11 protein-coding genes are annotated in these 19,160 nt (G+C 38.2%); 2 read left to right on the plus strand and 9 right to left on the minus strand.

From position 1 onward, the window contains the following. Positions 1-169: 169 nt before the first annotated feature. The 9 genes from RAO94_10220 to RAO94_10260 form a co-directional block, all read right to left on the minus strand. Positions 170-1,225, minus strand: a complete 1,056-nt coding sequence (locus RAO94_10220; protein MDP8322713.1) for a SagB/ThcOx family dehydrogenase — start codon at positions 1,223-1,225, stop codon at positions 170-172. Positions 1,226-1,438: 213 nt separating this feature from the next. Further along, positions 1,439-3,079, minus strand: a complete 1,641-nt coding sequence (locus tag RAO94_10225) for a peptide-N-glycosidase F-related protein (GenBank protein MDP8322714.1) — start codon at positions 3,077-3,079, stop codon at positions 1,439-1,441. 37 nt (positions 3,080-3,116) lie between these two features. Next, on the minus strand, positions 3,117-4,019 hold the full coding sequence (locus RAO94_10230) for an aminoglycoside phosphotransferase family protein (protein ID MDP8322715.1): 903 nt from the start codon (positions 4,017-4,019) through the stop codon (positions 3,117-3,119). Continuing rightward, the gene (locus RAO94_10235; GenBank protein ID MDP8322716.1) at positions 4,016-5,134 is read right to left on the minus strand and encodes a galactokinase family protein; all 1,119 of its coding nucleotides are present in this window, start codon (positions 5,132-5,134) and stop codon (positions 4,016-4,018) included. Before RAO94_10235 ends, RAO94_10230 begins: the two co-directional genes overlap by 4 nt. A 10-nt stretch (positions 5,135-5,144) precedes the next feature. Next, positions 5,145-8,963, minus strand: coding sequence for an AAA family ATPase (locus RAO94_10240; GenBank protein MDP8322717.1), 3,819 nt, complete (start codon positions 8,961-8,963; stop codon positions 5,145-5,147). Next, positions 8,960-9,889, minus strand: a complete 930-nt coding sequence (locus tag RAO94_10245; protein MDP8322718.1) for a zinc dependent phospholipase C family protein — start codon at positions 9,887-9,889, stop codon at positions 8,960-8,962. Before RAO94_10245 ends, RAO94_10240 begins: the two co-directional genes overlap by 4 nt. 8 nt (positions 9,890-9,897) lie before the next feature. Next, positions 9,898-13,827, minus strand: coding sequence for a hypothetical protein (locus RAO94_10250; protein ID MDP8322719.1), 3,930 nt, complete (start codon positions 13,825-13,827; stop codon positions 9,898-9,900). Continuing rightward, complete coding sequence (locus RAO94_10255; protein MDP8322720.1) at positions 13,827-14,432, minus strand: phosphatase PAP2 family protein; 606 nt, start codon at positions 14,430-14,432, stop codon at positions 13,827-13,829. Before RAO94_10255 ends, RAO94_10250 begins: the two co-directional genes overlap by 1 nt. A 74-nt stretch (positions 14,433-14,506) precedes the next feature. Next, entirely contained in the window at positions 14,507-15,409 is a 903-nt protein-coding gene (locus RAO94_10260; GenBank protein ID MDP8322721.1) for a hypothetical protein, read from the minus strand. 1,819 nt (positions 15,410-17,228) lie between these two features. Between RAO94_10260 and RAO94_10265 the strand changes: the two genes are divergently transcribed. Then, the gene (locus RAO94_10265; protein ID MDP8322722.1) at positions 17,229-18,194 is read left to right on the plus strand and encodes a hypothetical protein; all 966 of its coding nucleotides are present in this window, start codon (positions 17,229-17,231) and stop codon (positions 18,192-18,194) included. Between the two features lie 362 nt (positions 18,195-18,556). Further along, positions 18,557-19,036 (plus strand): effector binding domain-containing protein, encoded by a 480-nt coding sequence (locus RAO94_10270; GenBank protein MDP8322723.1) that lies wholly within the window; start codon positions 18,557-18,559, stop codon positions 19,034-19,036. The last annotated feature ends 124 nt before the right edge of the window (positions 19,037-19,160 follow it).

The raw sequence follows: 19,160 nt of genomic DNA on the forward strand, positions 1-19,160 counted from the left end.
TGCCGTTAATTATATATTTACGTGATAGTGCTTATATTTCTTCGATTTTGGATGTATTATATCATGAAAAGATGAATATGTTCAGATTATTATCTATAATTAACTACTATATCCAAATAAAAACCTATTATATGATACTATAAGAGATATTAACCTATAGATGTGATGTTTATGATTGAATGTATTTACCTACGGGGGCAAGATAGACTGTTATTTCATTTTCGCCATCTACTTCTATGAGTTCATCTATGGGCTTCTGGTCGTAGGCAGCTATACCGCAGGTGCCGGCATTTATTGATTCGCAGGCAAGGTAAAGATTCTGGCAGACATGCCCTGCTTCGATAAGGATGTCCTTTTTGGCTTGCAGGGTGTAGCGCCATTCCATGCGGTAGGGGATGGCAGTCCAGATGAAGCCGACAGCACAGTGTCCCACAAATTTCTGACCGAAAGCATATTTGGCCATTTTATCTTTAAGGTCAGATTCTGATTTGATAAAAAGCAGTTTATGATTAAGTGGCAGATAGCGATAAATGCCCGGTTCAAGAGATTCCACATGATTAATTGCCAGATAAGTTTCAAAGGGATGCCGTGCTCCTCCTGAGGGTACAGTTCGCAGGGATACAGTATCACGGACAACTTTGTGAACTCCCTGAGTTGACCAAAGCAGCCAGGCAAGTTCAATAATGGTAAGGGGCTCTTCCGTGAATTTTCTACGACTTTTACGGTTATTAATGCAATCGAGGATATCCGGATTTGCAATAGCAGCCTTATAGTCAGTGGGCAATTCAATTAAGATGGGGTATGGGGGAAATGGTTTTTGCATGGGAGGGGGAGGAATTTTCAAGTCCTGGTCAGAGATGCTGTATTCGCTGCCAGCCTTAAGGAGTTCTCTATATTTGCGAATGCGATCCTGGTCTTTTTCTCGCTGGATTTTCATTTTTTCCACACCGGCAGGATTGTCTGCGAGGATTTTCTTAATAATATTCTGAGAATTGATAATATCACTCTGCTCATAGGGTTCAAGGCTTTTGAGCTGTTCAGTAAAATACTGTTTATAATGTGCAGGATAGACATTATAAAATTCCTTCAGATCTTCTTCAGAAAGCTCATTCAGCAGGATCAAAAATTCCCGCTCATAAATATCATCTTCACCGAATACATCACCGTAAAATACCTTTTCAGCAAAACCTTTCAGCTTAATTATCTCAGCAAATAAATCATTCATAATATCCTCCATTGCCATAAAGACAGGAAGTGAGACAGAGTGTCAAATGAAAATATATGACAAAAGGTAGAGTATTTTATCTAATTACTGCATCTGCTGTGTCTGCTGAGTCCGCTTCAGAATGGAAGCGCAATGATCCTTTGAGGTAAAATAGCCAAGCAATCTGAAAGATTGCTCTACATGTAGCTTAATCCTCTGGATTAAGTATATATTCTATCTCTTCCGATAATATATTATCTGGCTCGCTACATTGTGATGGGGTGGATAAGTATCAGGATTTTTACCATAATTGCGGTAGGGCATAGGCACGTAATCAAGCCTGAGGGTATCCTGCTCGGTGATATAGGGAGTGAGGTCGATTTCCCAGGGAGACACGACGCTTCCGGGTGCCCAGCCGGCACGACTGAATTTCCAGGTGCCTGCCTGGGGACGGCAGGGATTCAGGTAGCAATCGTCTTTCCAGAGAGTGTTTTCAAATTCATGTCCATTGATTGCAAAGGTACGGGATGCCGGCATGAATTCTGCGGCAATATCTGTATTGGGGCTCATACCATGACCAGTTACCATCAGTTTCACTTTTGCCTGATCACATTCAGGGGGTAGAGTTTTATAAAGTACTGGAAAATCCAGTTCCATAGGGTGCTCAGGATCACCGTATTCAAAATTACCAGTCCAGAGATTTTCTATTTTATAGGGTATGAATTCCAGCTTTCCTGGATAAAAATCCAGCCAGGCAGAAATGTTCCAACCGGCTTGTTCTTCTGGATTTTCTTTAGTTGCCATCCAGGTATCCACGTGCAATTTACCGGGGACGCTTCCCTTGAATAATGGCAGGAAATCCGTTACATCCACTTTCCACTGATATGCCTTAAGATAGGGGGTGATAAAACGGCAAATTTCATATGTACCAGTTTCATCTGTCAGTGTGATACCTGCTCCTTCATCCCAGGGATCCAGTCCACCAGGTGCAGACGCTATGTCCAGGGTGAGAATTACACGCCCGATATCCTCAGGAATAGAGGAAAAATCTGCGGTAAATTCAGAGTCACGATTACCAGCATGCATAATTTCTCCTGCAAAAAGATAGACTGTAACTGGTGGCTGGGGAAGGTTAGTTATATTATCAGCTTTGATTTCCATTTTCCCGATATTAACTGGGGAAGTCTGATCTCCATTATAAGCACCGATCAAGGGAGTGAACTTATAGGGCAGCATTTCAGGGATAAAGTAGTCTTCATAGATATAGTGATCATCGATACTTAAACTAATCTGAGCACCACCACAAACATAATCAATTTCCAGATGCCAGAGGAAGCTGTTTTCACTATCACCGATCTGGCGGAATTCAAAATCTGAGAGTTTTTTGATATATTCCACGCCATTCCAGTGCAGAGAGATTTCGCGTTCAGGATTTCCGTAATAATTGCCATATTCATCAAACCAGTTGCTGGTGGGAGGATCATAAATATCAATTCCGACGGCAAAAACATCTTTGAAACTGGGATTTTCCCACTGGATAGAGTCATTAATGGCTAAAGTATCAGGCAGCAGCAAAATTCCAGCGCCATTGCCACCTTGACGGATGCTAAGATCTATCTCCAGTTCAATATGGCTGTATAATTCGGGAGATTTGATATTCCACTGCAGGCTGTTATTCTGCTGACGACCATACCAGCCATTCACCAGCAGGCAATATCCGTCACTCAGCTCTGGAGCAGGTTTGCCACCATGTTGCCGCAGAATAATATCCTCTTTCTCCTGATCACTCAGCAGATTATTTTCATATTGCCAGTCGCTGCCAGCTATCAAAAGATTTACTGACATAATAAGCAAAATAAAACCGATAATTTTCATAATACACTCCTGAAGAACTTATAAAATATTGGGAAATTTATGTCAAATTAAAGAAAAGGTCAGCGCAGGTGATAGCACTATTCCAGCAGTCCTGTTTATCTTCCAGACACCAGCAGGCGGATAGCACTGATTGGCAGTAAGCCATCATTGCTATCTGCTGAGGATGATAACCCAGGATTTCAGAGAATATTGCCAGCCGGGCTTCAATGATACTGTTCAGTTCATGATATTTCAGGAATTGCATGGGGTTATACATAAAGCAGGCAGTTTCATAGAGCGGATTTCCGATCACGCCTTTAGGATCAATGATGCGCCATTTATCACCATCACTGAGGATATTATAATGATGCAGATCCCCGTGTAATAGTGCATCATGATCCTTTGCGCTTTCCAGCTCTTGGAACATTGAGCTGGCATTATGAAGATAACCGGGCGGGATCAAAGGGTCCGGGGACGAAAGAAAATCTGATAATTTACTAAACCAGCCTTTCAGAGTAGGGAAACTATATTGAGCTTTCTGGGAGGATTTTAAGTCATGGATCAGAGTAGCAGTGATAATATTCTGCTTTTCTTCATCTTCAATGGAATGCAAAGGTTTTCCAGGAAATAATCTGGGAAGCAGAATAGCCCCGTTGGGCTTATCAACCGCCAAAGGCTTCAGCAGATGTTCACTTTTTATTTCACTCAGGGCAGCGATTTCAGAATCGATACCAGACCAGGGACAGCCAATTTTAAGAAAAGCGGATTGGGCATTATTAATCTGGCAAAAAGCAGTAAAATTATAATTAGAATCTGAGAGTGGAATAATATCACTTAATCCCCATAATTCAGCCAGCTCAGAGATTGTTTCAGGCAGTTCATTCAGCCATTTTTTACCCTTTTCACCAAAGCGATCTAACACCCATTTGGTAAAAGCAGCTTGATTTATTGAATTTTTCATTCTAAGTAATTGACATCCAGACCAGTATGTTGATTGATAAGGAATGTCTTCCCACCGGATTTTGTGATAGCTGCTGCCACTTCCTGAGGATTTTCCGGTGCATAAACAAAAAGGCAGCCGCCACCGCCTGAACCATTTATTTTACCACCATAAGCTCCTGCTTCAAGTGCGGCTGAGAGCATTTTGTTGATCTTTTCAGTGCTTATGCCCAGATATTTATCAAGATAATGATGATGTTTATTGAGCAGCTTGCCAACCAGGTGGTGATCGGGATTCTCTCTTGAAAGCAATTGATAGGCATCTCGGGTGATATTGCGATTTATCAGCATTGCCTTTGTTGTTTGATATTCCTGAGCAGTTAATATTTTTCTAAATTCCGCAAGGTGTTCGTGAGAGAAATCAGCAAAACTGAATTGATTCCCGGTTGCTTTTATTTTGCGAGTTGCAGCTAGAGCAGGTTCTTTGGTTCTGGCTAAAATCTGTCTGGTATTTTTGGGTTGACCTGAATCCCCCAGCACAAAAGTTCCCAGTTTAGCAGGCAGAATTTCTATTCGGTTATTATCAGCAAAATCTATATAGATAATATTGCCGAAAGCCGTGGAAAGCTGATCCATCATTCCGCCAGGTTCCTGGAATTCTATCACTTCTGCCTGATAGGAAAAATGCCCTACTGCCTCTGGCTCTTTCCAGGCCGGAAGCACATAATCCCCAATTTCCAGCAGGAATCTGCACCAGGCATTATTCAAAGCTGAGGAAGAAGAAGTTCCCGAATTAATGGGAATATTGCCCTGAACCAGGCAATCATACCCTCTGGTAAAGCGAATTCCCTGGCGAAATAGTACATTATATATGCTGCGGAAATAATCACGTTCACAAGTATAGCAAAACTCCTTACCATCAGAAAAATCAAGTATTTGCTCAGCATTGATATCTGGCAAAAGTATCTTGAAAACCTGATCTTGGCGTGGAGTGCAGGAGATATTTACCCGCAGATCTATAGCCATAGCGATCACAGGCAGTTGCAGATAATCCTGATGTTCACCAAATAAACAGATCCTGCCAGGTGCAGAAACCGTGATTTCTTTTGGCAGCTTGTTTTTTAGTTTAAATTCCACAAATCCCTTATCAAAATTTCAAGTTAGATAACCATTGAGGCAAGTTATCGCTTTTTTCCATCAGTTCTATTATTTCATCAAAGAAACCTGGCCAGATTGATTTTGCATCTGTAAGATTTTCTATCAGAAATTCAGCATACACGTTATAATTGTCTAAAGTTTGGGATTTTAATCCGACGATCAGTAATCCACGGGCAGCAAATAGCTGATCAATAACATTTTTAATTTCTTCTGCTAATTGATAGGATTTGATATAGTAATTCCTGGCTTCAAGATACTCTTTTTCGCGGTAATTGCATTCAGCAATGAAGCTATACATTTTCACTTCACCACCTTTGTCACCAATTTGACTACAAAGTAGAAGGTCTTTTTCAAAGCAATCTTTTGCCTCAAGTATTTCATTGTTTTCCAGGTATAAACGTCCTAAACCGCCCCATGACCTTGCTAATCCAGGTTTATCCATCAGTTCTTCCTTCACTTGAATGCTGTGCAGGAACAGCTCTTCAGCCTGAGCTTTTTCATCAGGGTTTCCATAGGTCAATTTTTCAGCCAGAGAATTTTCAATTCTGGAAAGCAATTCTTTTATTCGCATAGAAGAATCCATTTTTTGAATCGATGAGTAAGCGCTTTTAAGTATGCTAATTATTTCCTCTCTGCGGTTTGGAGGCAGGCTGATTGCTAAAATCTGATTACTTTCTGTTTTCAGAAATTCATCTTGTGTAGTATTTACAATTTGCGAAGCAATAGCAACAGCTTTGGCATAGTATTTTTGATTTTTCTTACTGGCTACTCCAGCGTTATAAAGGCATTTACTGATCAGTAATTTAAAATTGTCATCAATTGAAATATGTGTTTCCATAAATTTCATTGCTTTATTCGCAATCTCTTCTTGTCGCTTGTTAATAACAAATGATTCGGATATCTCCAATTTCAGGAATGCACCTTCCAGTTCACGAATTCTTCCAGATATCTCTGCACATTCTTTTGCCATTGCCAGGTATTTACGAGCATTTTCATGCTGGAATAACCCGGCAGCTGAGTGAGCACCTTTTATGCAATATTCAATTGCTTTATCTGCATGTAATTGTCCTGCAGCATAGAAATGATTGGCAATATCAAATACTGAACTTCCTTTCTTGTTTTTCAACACAGTTGCTAATCGAGCATGACATTCTCTAATAATCTGGGGAATTTGGGGATTTAAGGGTCCATAATTATATATTTTGTAATTTTTTCGGATTACTTCCAACACCGCTGAAGAACGGAAAGCATATATATCATCAAATTCACCTACATCGTATAATAGATCAGTTTTTTCCTCAATTGTGTTGAGAGAGCAGAGTAGTTCCAACCGGTTCATTCCAAGGCTATTAGCAAGAATTTCTACTTCAAACTCTAAACCAACACAGGCAGCACACTCCACGATCATTTTGTGTTCAGGAATACGATGTATTTGTTCTAAAACAGAATCTGAAAAAGATCCAGGTATCGGCAATTGATCAACAGATTTATAGTTTGCACTCAATGTATATCCCGATTTACCTTTAATGAATGCTCCCTCGCGGGATAACTCATTCAGGGCAGATAACAGGAAAAACAATTCCCCTTTTTGGTTGGATATTTTTCCAAAGCTCGCAAAAAGCTGACGGCTAAGATTAGGTTCAAATCCTAATCCATCACTCAAAATCAATTCTTTTTCATTATCCTGCAGTGGATTTAAGATAACAATATCTTCTGACTTCAAACCAATATCTGCCGTTATTGTCTCTGACCTTGATGTTAGTAATAATAAAAATGGCAACTGATCATCATCATCCAATCTCTCAATCAAAAAGGTCAAAAAATCTTTTGTAGCATCATCAATCCATTGAATATCATCTAAAAACAGTATAACCTTTGATTTTTTACATATTTTCACTAAAGAATTATAAATAAGATTATTCAATTGTTCTCGGGATTGCAATCCACTACTGCCTTCACTAGATGGCATCAATATAGAAGAAAAAGGGATCACTGTGTCCATCAGACTATTAAAGATAGAATCAATATTGGAATCATCTCGATTTACTGAGCTGAAATTAACACCGGAAACTTTTCCTAATGCCTGCTGAAGAGGTGCATAAAGATTGAGATGTGCTTCCTGGTTAGGACATTCACCTTTTAATACAATTACATCCTCGGTCATACTGTTATTTAATTCATTTATGAGGGCACCTGCTGTAGCAGTTTTTCCTCTGCCACTAGGTCCCACGAGCGATAAGCGACTCATCGAGCCAGAGAGAAATCTTGATACACGATCAAAGCTATCGGTGAAAGAAGTAAATTTTTGATATTTTGGTTTAACTGCCATTTGCACAAAGTTAGAGGTTTTTGGTTCTAATTCACATATATCCTTGTTAACAGTGCTTTTATTCAATCTAAGATGTACGATAAGGATGGTTGCAAGGGCAAAAATCACAAGTCCAAACATTGCCTCATTGTTCATCATTGCCAAAAGCAACCCAAAAGAACCAGAGATCAGGAGTACTAAAACCATAAACCAGTTAGCTGATTTCTTTGTGCAATCTAACACTGAACCAAGAATGTATCCGACAATAACTACGATCAAGGTTTCGTAAACTACTAATAAAATCAGTGATGTATTATAAATCAAAATTATCTCACCAAAATATGCAGCAAGTCCTAATCCCACACTGATAAGGGCAATATCTGTCCAACCGTCCAGAGCCAATGCTTTATGCAAAAATCTAATGCGTTTACTGATGAGATACCAGGTGAGCATTGTACCACAAATCAACACAATTCCATAAACAATAAGCCACCAGAAAGATAACTTAACCAGATTCTCAGGTACTGGTCGAATACTAAGCAGCAATGGATTTAAGAGCCAGGGAAGAAATCTGCCCCATAAGAAAGCGGTTACAGGCATGATCAAATCATGTAATTTACTGCCAATATTAGTTTTATAAAAAACAAGGAAAATCAGCAGAGACAGAAGAAATAAGACAATATTTGTAGCCCAGACTGGCCAAAATGCCTCACGACGATCACGACAGAAGCTCATTTCTGCCATTTTGAATTTGGGGGTTCCTTCATTATCCCAATACATATCTGACTCCAGAATAAAGAAATAAATGCCTTCAACGATGTCCACCTGGCGGATCGTTACTTTAGCCAGATAGGGATTATTCATCTTCTCACTCAAGTGAGTGATGAGGTCTGTATCAATTTCATTTGCCTTAAATTTTGCTAATTCATCCAGTGTTAAAGCGGAAGCTATTTCCTGGGATGTGTGCACAAAAAATCTAGAGTCTAAGTTAAAAATGTAGCGAACTTCGTTTTCCAGAGCGATGTTAGGAGGATCACTATTTATCACAACCCCGTATTGAGGTGAGTATTTCAAACTGCTGTTAAGGGTTTCTACTACTTTTTCTGCTCCATTCGTTACAGCGATCACATCAGGATCATCAATAATTTCAAAACTACCATAAGCCCCGGGGTCACTGAAGATTGAATTTCCCAATAATCTTGTCAGTGGAAAAACGCCAAAGAAAGTATCATGAGCCATATCTTGCTGATTAAGGATGTCTTCCCGCAGATTCTTAATTTTTTGAGAAAAGAATTCCTCATTTTCTATATCCAAACCGGCTTTTTCCAGACGGGATCCTGCATTCTTAAGATAATCAAGAGCTTTGCTAAATGCTTCCATATCTCCATGCTCACCAATTCCCAGCCAGTAATAAGTGTCAGCATGATGAATGCTTTCACCAATGTCACTATAAAGAAATAAAGTAGTTAAAATAAATATTATTAAAAAAGTAATCTTCATTTTCCCCCGTCCTTTTTGCAAAATTGCACTTTGAATTTATCCCAGATCAAAGATTTATTCTCATTACCATCAAGTTCAGTAAATAACCTATCTGCTATTTTATACTCCCCGAGCTTAGAAATATTGCCCGTATCAAAATTGTAATCCTCAGAAAACCATTGGGGTAAATCATGGTGACTGATTTTATCAATCAATTCTGCAATTGCCTGTTGATACTCTGAGAACTTTTCATCATCTATCTGATCAGGTGCTATAAAATTCTTGATCAATATATATTTAGACTCACCCAATAATTTTCTTAGAATCTGCAGAATCCAAATCGTAAATTGCTTTAACGCTTTCATGTTTTCAAGTTTGGTCAAACTTCTATAGATAAATTTCAATTTCCCCGGTAGCTTAATAATCATCTTATTTAGATAATTATCGTCCAATTTTAGGGAATAGAAATCTTCAAATGCTTTAGAAATTGGATTTAGCCCTGTCATTACAGGAGTAGTAAAGCATAGCTGGTCAATACTGCTCACTCTAAGTAATTTACAATCAAGCTCATTTTCAATTAAAGCATGAATTAGTGGGCTTTGTTCATAGGTATATATTTGGTCATTGTATTCTGCGCCATAGTGATATTGAGCAGCTAATTTATTTACCATTGGATGGATAGCAAGGTCTGTTTGAAGATGGAACAGCCAGCCTAAGGCAAATGCTTTCCAGCTTTCAGAGCTGGTTTCCTGAAATAAATAACGAGCAATTCTGGCAGCCATTAAATAATGAGCCAGATCACTTATTATACTTTTTTCTCCAGGAAAATATCCAGCATCTGGATAGCAGCTTCCCAGTAAAAAACAGCCATGGTATTCTTTTGCAACCAGTTTTTGCTTTTTCAGAAAATTACTTCCGGCTATCAGGTGAGTAATAACTCCTGCCAATATCCCTCCTAATTGATCTTTTTCCCTTGACTAATTAAAAAATCAAACAAGTCTTTAACCGCTTTACTCAATACTTTTGCCAGATCACCGCATGCTACAGCATCCCGAAAGTATTTATCAATAATCTTCCTTAAAGCAGGAAAATTTGCCAGAACAGAATTACCACCATCACTAATTGTCCAGCTTTGCAGAGTATTGTTAATATATTGCTCCAATGTCTGCTGATCCTGCTGGTCAAATAGAATTGAAGGCTTGTTCCTTGCCTGCCGCACCAGTTCCAGGAAACCCGCAGGGATATTTTTATTATTAACAACAAATAGCTCCACATCAGAGGGATAGCCAACAGAGATTACAGCATAAGCTTCCACAAAAAGCCGCATCATTTCGCGCTCTTCCATTCCTGTTTGGGCTGCTAAATCTGGTATAGATAACAGATAATCATAACTCTTTAGTGCCGAAAGATGTGCAAAAACCCGCTGTGAAAATGTGTCCAGACTAAATAGAGATGTTCGCAGGTATGATTTCAATAATCCCGAATGTCCTTCCTGGGCTTTGGTTAACATTGGTTTTACCAGATTGTTAATTAAATCCTGTCCCATTCTGACTGTAGCCTGGGAAAATATACCAAAACTGCTGTTTGGTATTCCTTCGATTATTTCTGCTTTAGAAAATATCTCAGGGTCTTCTTCCAAAAGAATCAAATACCAGGAATACAATTTTTCATAAACTGGTGTGAGAAGCTGGGGATCATCAAACTTTGGATAATTGAGCTGAAGGGCAAAATTCACTCCACTATAAGTAAAAAATCGGGTTGCCCTGCCTTTATCATGCAAATTCCTGGATTCCATAAAAGTATTATCATAAATAGCTATTGTCGCCTGGGGATCATGATTTATGGCAGCTACGCAGGCTGGAATACCAAAATATGCTGCAATAGTAGAGCACATTCTATTCTGCTGATTTTCATTCAAGGTATTATGACCATACTTCAACATTATCTCAGTCACTTCATTTATTGCTTCTGAACCTGGATTCCAGGCATCAAGTAAGGTCAAAATCGCCAGTATTTCATCTTCTCTAAATGCGTTGTCACCTTTTCCAAAAGATACTCCATGCTTCTTAAAAAGCCTGTTACCAAACAATTGTATGGCGTTTACTAAAGCAAGTTTAACTGATTTACTCAATAACTCATTGAATATTCCTTTTTTACCTAATCTCAGATTCTGAGTTATCAACTTTATCCAGAAATCTCCTAAAGCAGTAACAATTTCCTCTTTATGATGAAGAACTCCCAAAGTTTTAAAGGTTACTTCCAGTAAAACACTAAAAAGACTAAATTGTTGTTTGATGAAATTACCAAGCGATATTTGCTGACGTAATTTCTCCATTAAATCCACTGCACGCGCAGGATCATTACGCCAAATTAAATACAATGCCCGAGACAAAGCCTGGCTAATTACTTCATTGCCTTCTTTTTGGGGGATTTCTTTAAGCAATGCTGCATCTGCTGTTTCAGTTATTTCCACGGCTGCATTTATGGCAATTACCCGTTCAGGCACAGAACCTTCTATCAGTTTCTGGATTAACTGGCTGACTTTACCTTCTTCGGCACTCTGATTCATTCCTAAGATAATACTTTCAGCCATATCCATTAGCCCCTGGTCTTCAGATTCCGCCAGCTTCAAAATGATCGATTCCCAGTTTTCACACATTCTTACTGCCAGTTTAATGGCTTCTAATAAGATCGGAGTTTCTCCCTGATGTGCAAATATAACTAATTTCCTGATCACATCTATATCCAGGGGAGCAAATTTCTTTAATATCCAGCAGGATGTCCTATATTCATAATATCGGTCATATACAAAGCGAATTGCTATATCATCTGCCTGGAAATCCTCAGTAATTATACCCTCATCCAAGAGTCTTTCATAGGTGGTTCTCCAGTCATTAGGTACTGGTTTCATAGACATGGAATCGCAATCAGGGCATGGGTCATCAGCCTCAAAGCCCTGGTCTCCAATTTTGAAGATGCTGCTGCAGTTTGAACATTGATAGGTTGAGCCTGGCGGGAGATTTACTGGAGTGGAATAGACTATTTCCTGGAGCTCATTGTGGCTTCGAATCACATTTCCTGAAAGCATACTATGATGATGATCCCACATACATTCAATCAGGTTTGCCAAAAATGGTTCATCACGCAGTACATCTATTTGAGCTTTTGTATCATAATTCTTGAATATTGTAGAAATATCCAGTTGACGCGGTATTATGCCTTTTTCAGATTCAGTCCCACAATAGGCTTCTGCTGCCATCCTAAGCATTAACGGGTCTTTAATCAGGTTCATTGAACCAGGTGAAATTTGCTCAAGTTTCGTCTCTATATGAAATTTGTCACAGTAGTTATCATAAGCTGCTTTCAGTTCGTCCTCGGAATATTCAGCTAAAGTAGGATAACGCTTCTCGCTTTCTTCCAGATAACTAAATACCAGCTCTTCCTGTTGATTGCTGAGTGTGACCAGAATTCTTGACCAGCTTATAGTCCGGCAGGATACCACAAAGCGCAGATCAATCAAAGATTCAGCCGGATAGCAATCCAGTATCTCACGCATTAATAATGCCGGGTTAGTAAATTCATTGATGGCATCAATAAAGATAATAACTTCTTTTTCAGCTAATTTGGGACTTTTGTCTTTCATCATTTGCACCAGAGAAGACAGAGTGTTTACAAGATCAAAGTTTTGATCCAGCTCTTGCTTTAGTCCCATTGGGTCTATATTACGTGCTTCATAGAAAAATTTAGCCAGATAACCTTTCTTTTCCCGTAATAAACGATGGGTTGAAAGTTTCCACAAAGTATTTGTTTTTCCATGCCCGGAATCACCTAATAACACCAGACAGCGGGTTTTCTTTGACTGCAGGAACTGCTCAAAAAAACCAGCTTCTCCTTCAATCTTTGATCTATTTACGTAAAGCAATGGGATAACTTTGCCGGAATCCTCCAGGTTTTGACGATTTGCTTTCATTAGTCCCTTGCTTATACTATTTATATAATTCCAGTTAAGTTCTGCTACTTCAACTATATCTTCTTTCTGCTCTATGCGCAAGAGCTTCTGTGCTTCATTAGCTAAATCAAGATAGAGTCGCTCATCAAATCCCCATTGATTACCTAAGATAAATTTTATCAGTCTTACAGACTTCTGTTTATTGATTCGGGCAGTTTCAAATAACATGAATTGAAGCTCATCACCAGAACTGTTGCTCTGTAGTTCAATAAGAAAATTCAATGGAGTTGGTTTTTCGTTTCCGGTTTCAATAAATAACTGTCTTTCGCCTGAATTAAGTTTTGCCACTTCACTTTCTGTCCAGCCAAAGCTCACATCTCCCATTAGTTCATGTTTTTCTTCTCCCAGATAATGAAATAGAGGATAATGTTCCAGAAACTTCAGGTGTTCCAGCATTTCTTCGATTTTTGTTTCTATCTTCGTTAACAAGCCTGGAGCATTGTTTTCATCTGGATCCAGCCCCGGATGAAACCATTCATTACGGATTGAGATCAATTCATTAAATATCACTGCCAGTTTTCCTGGTGATGTTTTATGACGTTTCTTAAAATATGCCCCATCCAGATCATAGAATAAACCAGAATCTTCCTCTAATTCTCGTTTACGGCGAAACACCAGTGAATCTCTTAAAAAATGATTCCAATGACCTAATGATGGCCGAAACAGGTTGGTATACAAGAGATTGGTCAATTGTAATTCCGGTTCTCCACCTGCTTCCAGATACTGAAGATAATCTGCTATCGCAACTATGGAACAGTACTTTAAAACGGAGGTAAATAGACGCATACCAGACCGGAATTTTTCAGTACCAGTTCTGGAAGAAGCATATTCCTTATGTGCCGTAAAAATAGGAAGTGGAAATTGATTATAATCCATTATTGTCTCTCTAACTTCAAGAAGTTCTTGCTTATAAAATAAATTAATACTGAAAGACCAATTCCTGTTGGAATGTCAATCCAGTAGTGCTGCCCAACCAAAACCGTACTGAGGCAAACCAGCAGAGTCAATAGCAAAGTTCCACCTTTTAGCCAGCGGGGCGCATTACTTATCTGAGTTCCAATATAGCCCAGGGTTGCCAGAGCACAATGATTGGAGGGAAAGCAATTTGCAGCATCATCCATCCCCACTATCCCGCGCATCATAACATCTGCAAAAAGTGTACCGGTATATTCACGACGCAACATATAAACTGGATAGAAATAATAAATTGCAAACATCATAATGCTCACAGAAATATAAAGCAAAAGCAAAGGATAAAACTTCTTTGATTTAAAGTTGCAGGCAAAAGGTAAAATAACCAGTATCAGCATCCCAAAAACATAGGGATAAACCATAACGGGTATATATATATCAGGTGATTTCCAGTGAATACCCGCCTGAAAACCTCTGGCGTTTAGCCAGGCATAAATCCAGAACCAGACCAGCCAAAATCCCGCAGTTACAATAACTTTTATTATATTTATAATATACTTCTTTTTCAAGATAAAATCCTCACTTTCCTATTTTTTAAACCTAACTTCAATTAACGAATTAAGTTCTGAATGTCAAGTGTCTTTTATGAAGATTTTTCTAGTAAAATATTTGATTTACGTGCCATACGCCTTGCTTTATCAGAGAAGATGATAATACCGGCAATGATAATCGTGATACCAATGATTTCTAATTTTCCTGGTAGATAACCAGGAAGAATGATCATCTGGATAAAAATAGGCATGGCAATGAAAGTGGCATTAAAATGGGGAATAAATTGCGAAGCATTAACTCTACGGCTGTAGGCATGCTGAGTGATCAGCAACGATGCAGTGGAAGCAGCAAAACTTAAGAGAAATAAGACCCAGCCCGTTGTATGCATGGGAAATACACCACTATGAAAAGAGAAATTTTGTCCCGTAGCTTTCAAAATGGGATCAAGGCAGGCGATTAAACCCGCAATCAGACCAGAGATCATAGCATCAATAAAGATATGTTTACTTCTGACTGCTATTTTTAAAAGTATCGGAGTTAGAATAATTACTGCCAGCAGAAGATAGATAAGATTTGTCAGTTTCACCATTTCCATTACAACAGGTTTTGAATCCCGGGCAGCAATTCCCAGTAAGCAACTGCCGATTATGATTATAATGATTCCCAGCCAGTTATGCAATGAAGTTTTTTCATGCATCACATATCGAGTGAATAGCAGCATGGGCAGCATCCCAATACCATACATGGCAGTGAAATAAGAAATTGTACCATATCTGGCTGCCAGAATCACAAATACCACACAGGCATTGGATAGAACGATACCAAGGATATAGACAAAATCATTACGGGAAAGCCTTTCATGAGGGGTTTTACCCGAAATATTCACTAGCAGTCGATCATAGGAGTGAATACCTAATCTTTGCAGACTACGGGCAAAATGGAGAATAATTGAATATATTATTCCCAGACTGATAACGATTAAGTTATTACTCAATAAAACACCTCTTACTAATAAACTTAGAGAAATTAATGATTTACAAAACCAATGATTTTCTGCTGAAAACGTTGAACAGATACGAGGGATCGTAGTAATGCGTCAAGGATTTTGAGAAGTTAGTAAAACTGATGGTTTATTCCTGAAAAGTGTTCGGTGCTGAACGCGCAGGTGTTCGCTGGCGTACAGTATTAATTGAGAGCTAATTCCTAAGATACTAATTATCAGTCATTTATGGTTTGGCACGGTTATTGCATTAAGATATAGTATAATGTGATGGAGGCAGAAAGATGAAAAAGATGAAAAAGAGTATTTTAGCTAGATGGAATGAAAGAAAAGCAAGATTTGGAGGTACACGATGAAGCACACTAAACTCGTAAGTAAGTGGAATGAGCGTCGTAATCGTTATGTAGGAAGGCGGTAATGAGACGGGCTCAGAAAATCCCCTAATCCGGTAAAAATTCTAATTTTTACCGGTTTTTTATTTCCTAAATAATATTCCAAGATAAGTGCAATTTCATTTAGAGGCAACCTCCCAGTTCTCCTTATCAATTTCAATGATTTTCAAATTCATGTAATTTAATTATTCTGTAGAAATAAGAAAGAGATGTAATAACAATTCAAAGATTTTGAGTGATTAGTAAATTATGCCGGATAATCCCATAAAAGTGTTCGGTGCTGAACGAGCAGGTGTACGCTGGCGTACAGTATTAATTTTGGGTAAAATCTTAAGATACTAATTATCAGCAGCTTATGGTTTGGCACGGTTCTTGCATTAAGATATAGTATAATGTGATGGAGGCAGAAAGATGAAAAAGATGAAAAAGAGTATTTTAGCTAGATGGAATGAAAGAAAAGCAAGATTTGGAGGTACACGATGAAGCACACTAAACTAGTAAGCAAGTGGAATGAGCGTCGTAATCGTTATGTAGGAAGGCGGTAATGAGACGGGCTCAGAAAATCCCCTAATCCGGTAAAAATTCTAATTTTTACCGGATTTTTTATGGTCATATTCTGAGAATATGTGCTTCTAATTTGCCGGCAGATATTGATATTGCGCAGGTTTGATCTTTAGCTCAATTGTCGCTTCCCGGTTCACTTTATTAATTTCAATGATTTTTACAAACTAATTTCTCAATTTATCATTATTATTGGATACAGCATTTGAGAAAAAACATGAAAAGTCAAGCTCAGCCAGCAAAAAAATAAGCAATTCAAACAATATCCACTTACTCGATGAGATACATCTATTCATGTTATTGAAATATTCTGAAGAAATAAGAAAGAGATCGTAATGACAGATCAAGGGTTTGAGCGGTAAGACAATTATGACAGTTTATTCCCCTAAAGTGTTCGGTGTTGAACGAGCAGGTGTACGCAGGCGCACAGTATTAATTGATGGAAAATCTCTAAGACACTAATTAACAATAACTTATGGTTTGGCACGGTTCTTGCATTAGTATATAGTATAATGTGATGGAGGCAAAAAGATGAAAAAGATGAAAAAGAGTATTTTAGCTAGATGGAATGAAAGAAAAGCAAGATTTGGAGGTACACGATGAAGCACACTAAACTTGTAAGCAAGTGGAATGAGCGTCGTAATCGTTATGCCGGAAAGCGGTAATGAGACGGCCCAGAAAAATCCCTAATCCGGTAAAAATCAATAGTTTTTACCGGATTTTTTTTTGGATAATATGCTGAAATAATATAGTATCTTAATGTGCTGCTGATGAAAAATATCTGAAATTTATTCAATGTTTATTGACTTATGCCATATAATTTATTCAATTTGCCTGATTAATTACGGAGGAAAAGAAATATGAAAATTAGCTGGATTTTAATAATATCAATACTGATAAACTGGGGAGTGGTTATGGCTGATACAGCAGAAATATTGCCTGGAAGCGGACCAGGAAGTTATGAGATAAAATCAGATACTTCTGAAGTACGACTGAATTTTGAATATTTTGGTGAAAATATATTGATTCGCGGGAAAATGCAGGGCAAAGAAGTAAAATTTCTGATTGATAACGGTTCCTTGTGGGATCAAGTCTGGTTTTATGCTGGTGAGGATGAGACAATTGGCTTGCGGTATAAGGACGATGAGGAGCATTCTGTGACCGGTATCGGAAAAGATGGTGGTTCTTCAATCTATGATGGTGAAGATATAGATATAGATTTTGGTGAGATCATCTTCCATGAGCAACCCTGCCTGATATCTCCACCCGAATCAGGATTTGGAGATTATTTTCCCGGTGTCGCTGGACAGGTATGTTCATTGTTTTTTAAACATTTTGTCGTAAAATTTGATTTTGAGAATATGAAAATTATTCTCACAAAACCAGAGGAATTTGAATTTTCCGGCACTGGTGCTGCTCTGCCCATGAGTCCTGTTGGAGGTGATTCATATAGCGTACCATTTAGAATAACTACTGCTGAGGACGTGGAGATAGATATCAATCTTGATATTGATCTGGGTACTATTTATAATTTCTACCTGATTGAAAATGAATCTTATGGGATCAAAATACCAGTGGGAGTAGAAAAAACCTTGATCGGTTATGGAGCCTCAGGAGCATTATATGGTTACCAGGGAGTGCTCAAAAAAGTGCAGCTCGGAGATTTTACGCTGCAGGATATTCCGGCAGAATTTGTGCAAGCCGATGCTAGTTTAGATAACTCTATAGTTAAGTTAGGCACATTTGGCCTACCATTGATGAAGAGATTTAATATCACTTTTGATTATTTCAATAAAGTGATGTATTTTGAGAAAAGACCAGAATAATAAACTATTATTTGAAAATATTATCCCTCAATATACCGATAAATATACCCTTATGCTATTAACTGAAATGTTAAGATCATTATCTGAAGCAAGCAGAAAATCTTCAGGTGGAACAACAAAGCACATAGTGACATTAAAATGTGAGTACGTGCTTTGTTGTTCAGGTTCATTGCCGCTTGAGTCTATTATGTGATTCTAACTTACTATTATTATAGTAGTTAAGTGTGGTTTGAAGGATGATCATAGTGAAACAATTATCTTTTAGGTTATTTATTTGGCATAATTAACTATTCAGATAAATTTATCTTGACTAATTAGTTAATTTTTCTATTTGTTGTCTCAGATGAATTAAGGAGGCAAATATGGAAGTATTCAGTAAAGTAAACAAAGTTAAATTACCAGAGATGAAGGTTGTGTCATCGCACAGAGTGAGTGAAAATCCTGAGGAAGAGGTGATAGAATTTTTGTGCAGCTGGATGCAGTCAAAAGGATTTGATCTGGAAAAGCAGCGTGGGTTTGGATTTGATATTCCAGTATCGGATGAGGAATTATCAGCAGGTAAGAGAGGTTATGAATATTTGATAACCGTTGATAAGGAAGTGGAATGTGATCCGGGAATAGAGTTTAAGACTATAGCAGCAGATAATTATGCTTTGATGCGGATATCTGAGCCATTTGAGGCACCTTTTGAAAGGATCGGCAATGGCTGGCGGATACTTGTGGGAGAAGCGAGTAAACTAAAAAATGAAGATAACAGTTGTGATTGCGATGGCAGGTATTGTCTGGAAGAGGTGATCATTGAGGGTGATGCCACCTATATGGATCTATATTTGCCAATTTAGGAGAAGGAATCAACGAATATCGTTAATAATAAGCTGAGTGAAGAAAAACCGCTAATATTTAAGTTTATTGGGATAGTTAAATAACTCTCTTATTAACCACCAGTTTCAACTGGTGGACTAGCTG

Origin of the sequence: Candidatus Stygibacter australis (assembly GCA_030765845.1) — a bacterium.
Taxonomy (GTDB): Bacteria; Cloacimonadota; Cloacimonadia; order Cloacimonadales; family TCS61; genus Stygibacter; species Stygibacter australis.

Excerpts from the sequence above, each read along its gene's own strand:
- RAO94_10220 (MDP8322713.1), bottom strand. The coding sequence starts at position 1,225 with ATGAATGATTTATTTGCTGAGATAATTAAGCTGAAAGGTTTTGCTGAA.
- RAO94_10225 (MDP8322714.1), bottom strand. The coding sequence starts at position 3,079 with ATGAAAATTATCGGTTTTATTTTGCTTATTATGTCAGTAAATCTTTTG.
- RAO94_10230 (MDP8322715.1), bottom strand. The coding sequence starts at position 4,019 with ATGAAAAATTCAATAAATCAAGCTGCTTTTACCAAATGGGTGTTAGAT.
- RAO94_10240 (MDP8322717.1), bottom strand. The coding sequence starts at position 8,963 with ATGAAGATTACTTTTTTAATAATATTTATTTTAACTACTTTATTTCTT.
- RAO94_10250 (MDP8322719.1), bottom strand. The coding sequence starts at position 13,827 with ATGGATTATAATCAATTTCCACTTCCTATTTTTACGGCACATAAGGAA.
- RAO94_10265 (MDP8322722.1), top strand. The coding sequence starts at position 17,229 with ATGAAAATTAGCTGGATTTTAATAATATCAATACTGATAAACTGGGGA.
- RAO94_10270 (MDP8322723.1), top strand. The coding sequence starts at position 18,557 with ATGGAAGTATTCAGTAAAGTAAACAAAGTTAAATTACCAGAGATGAAG.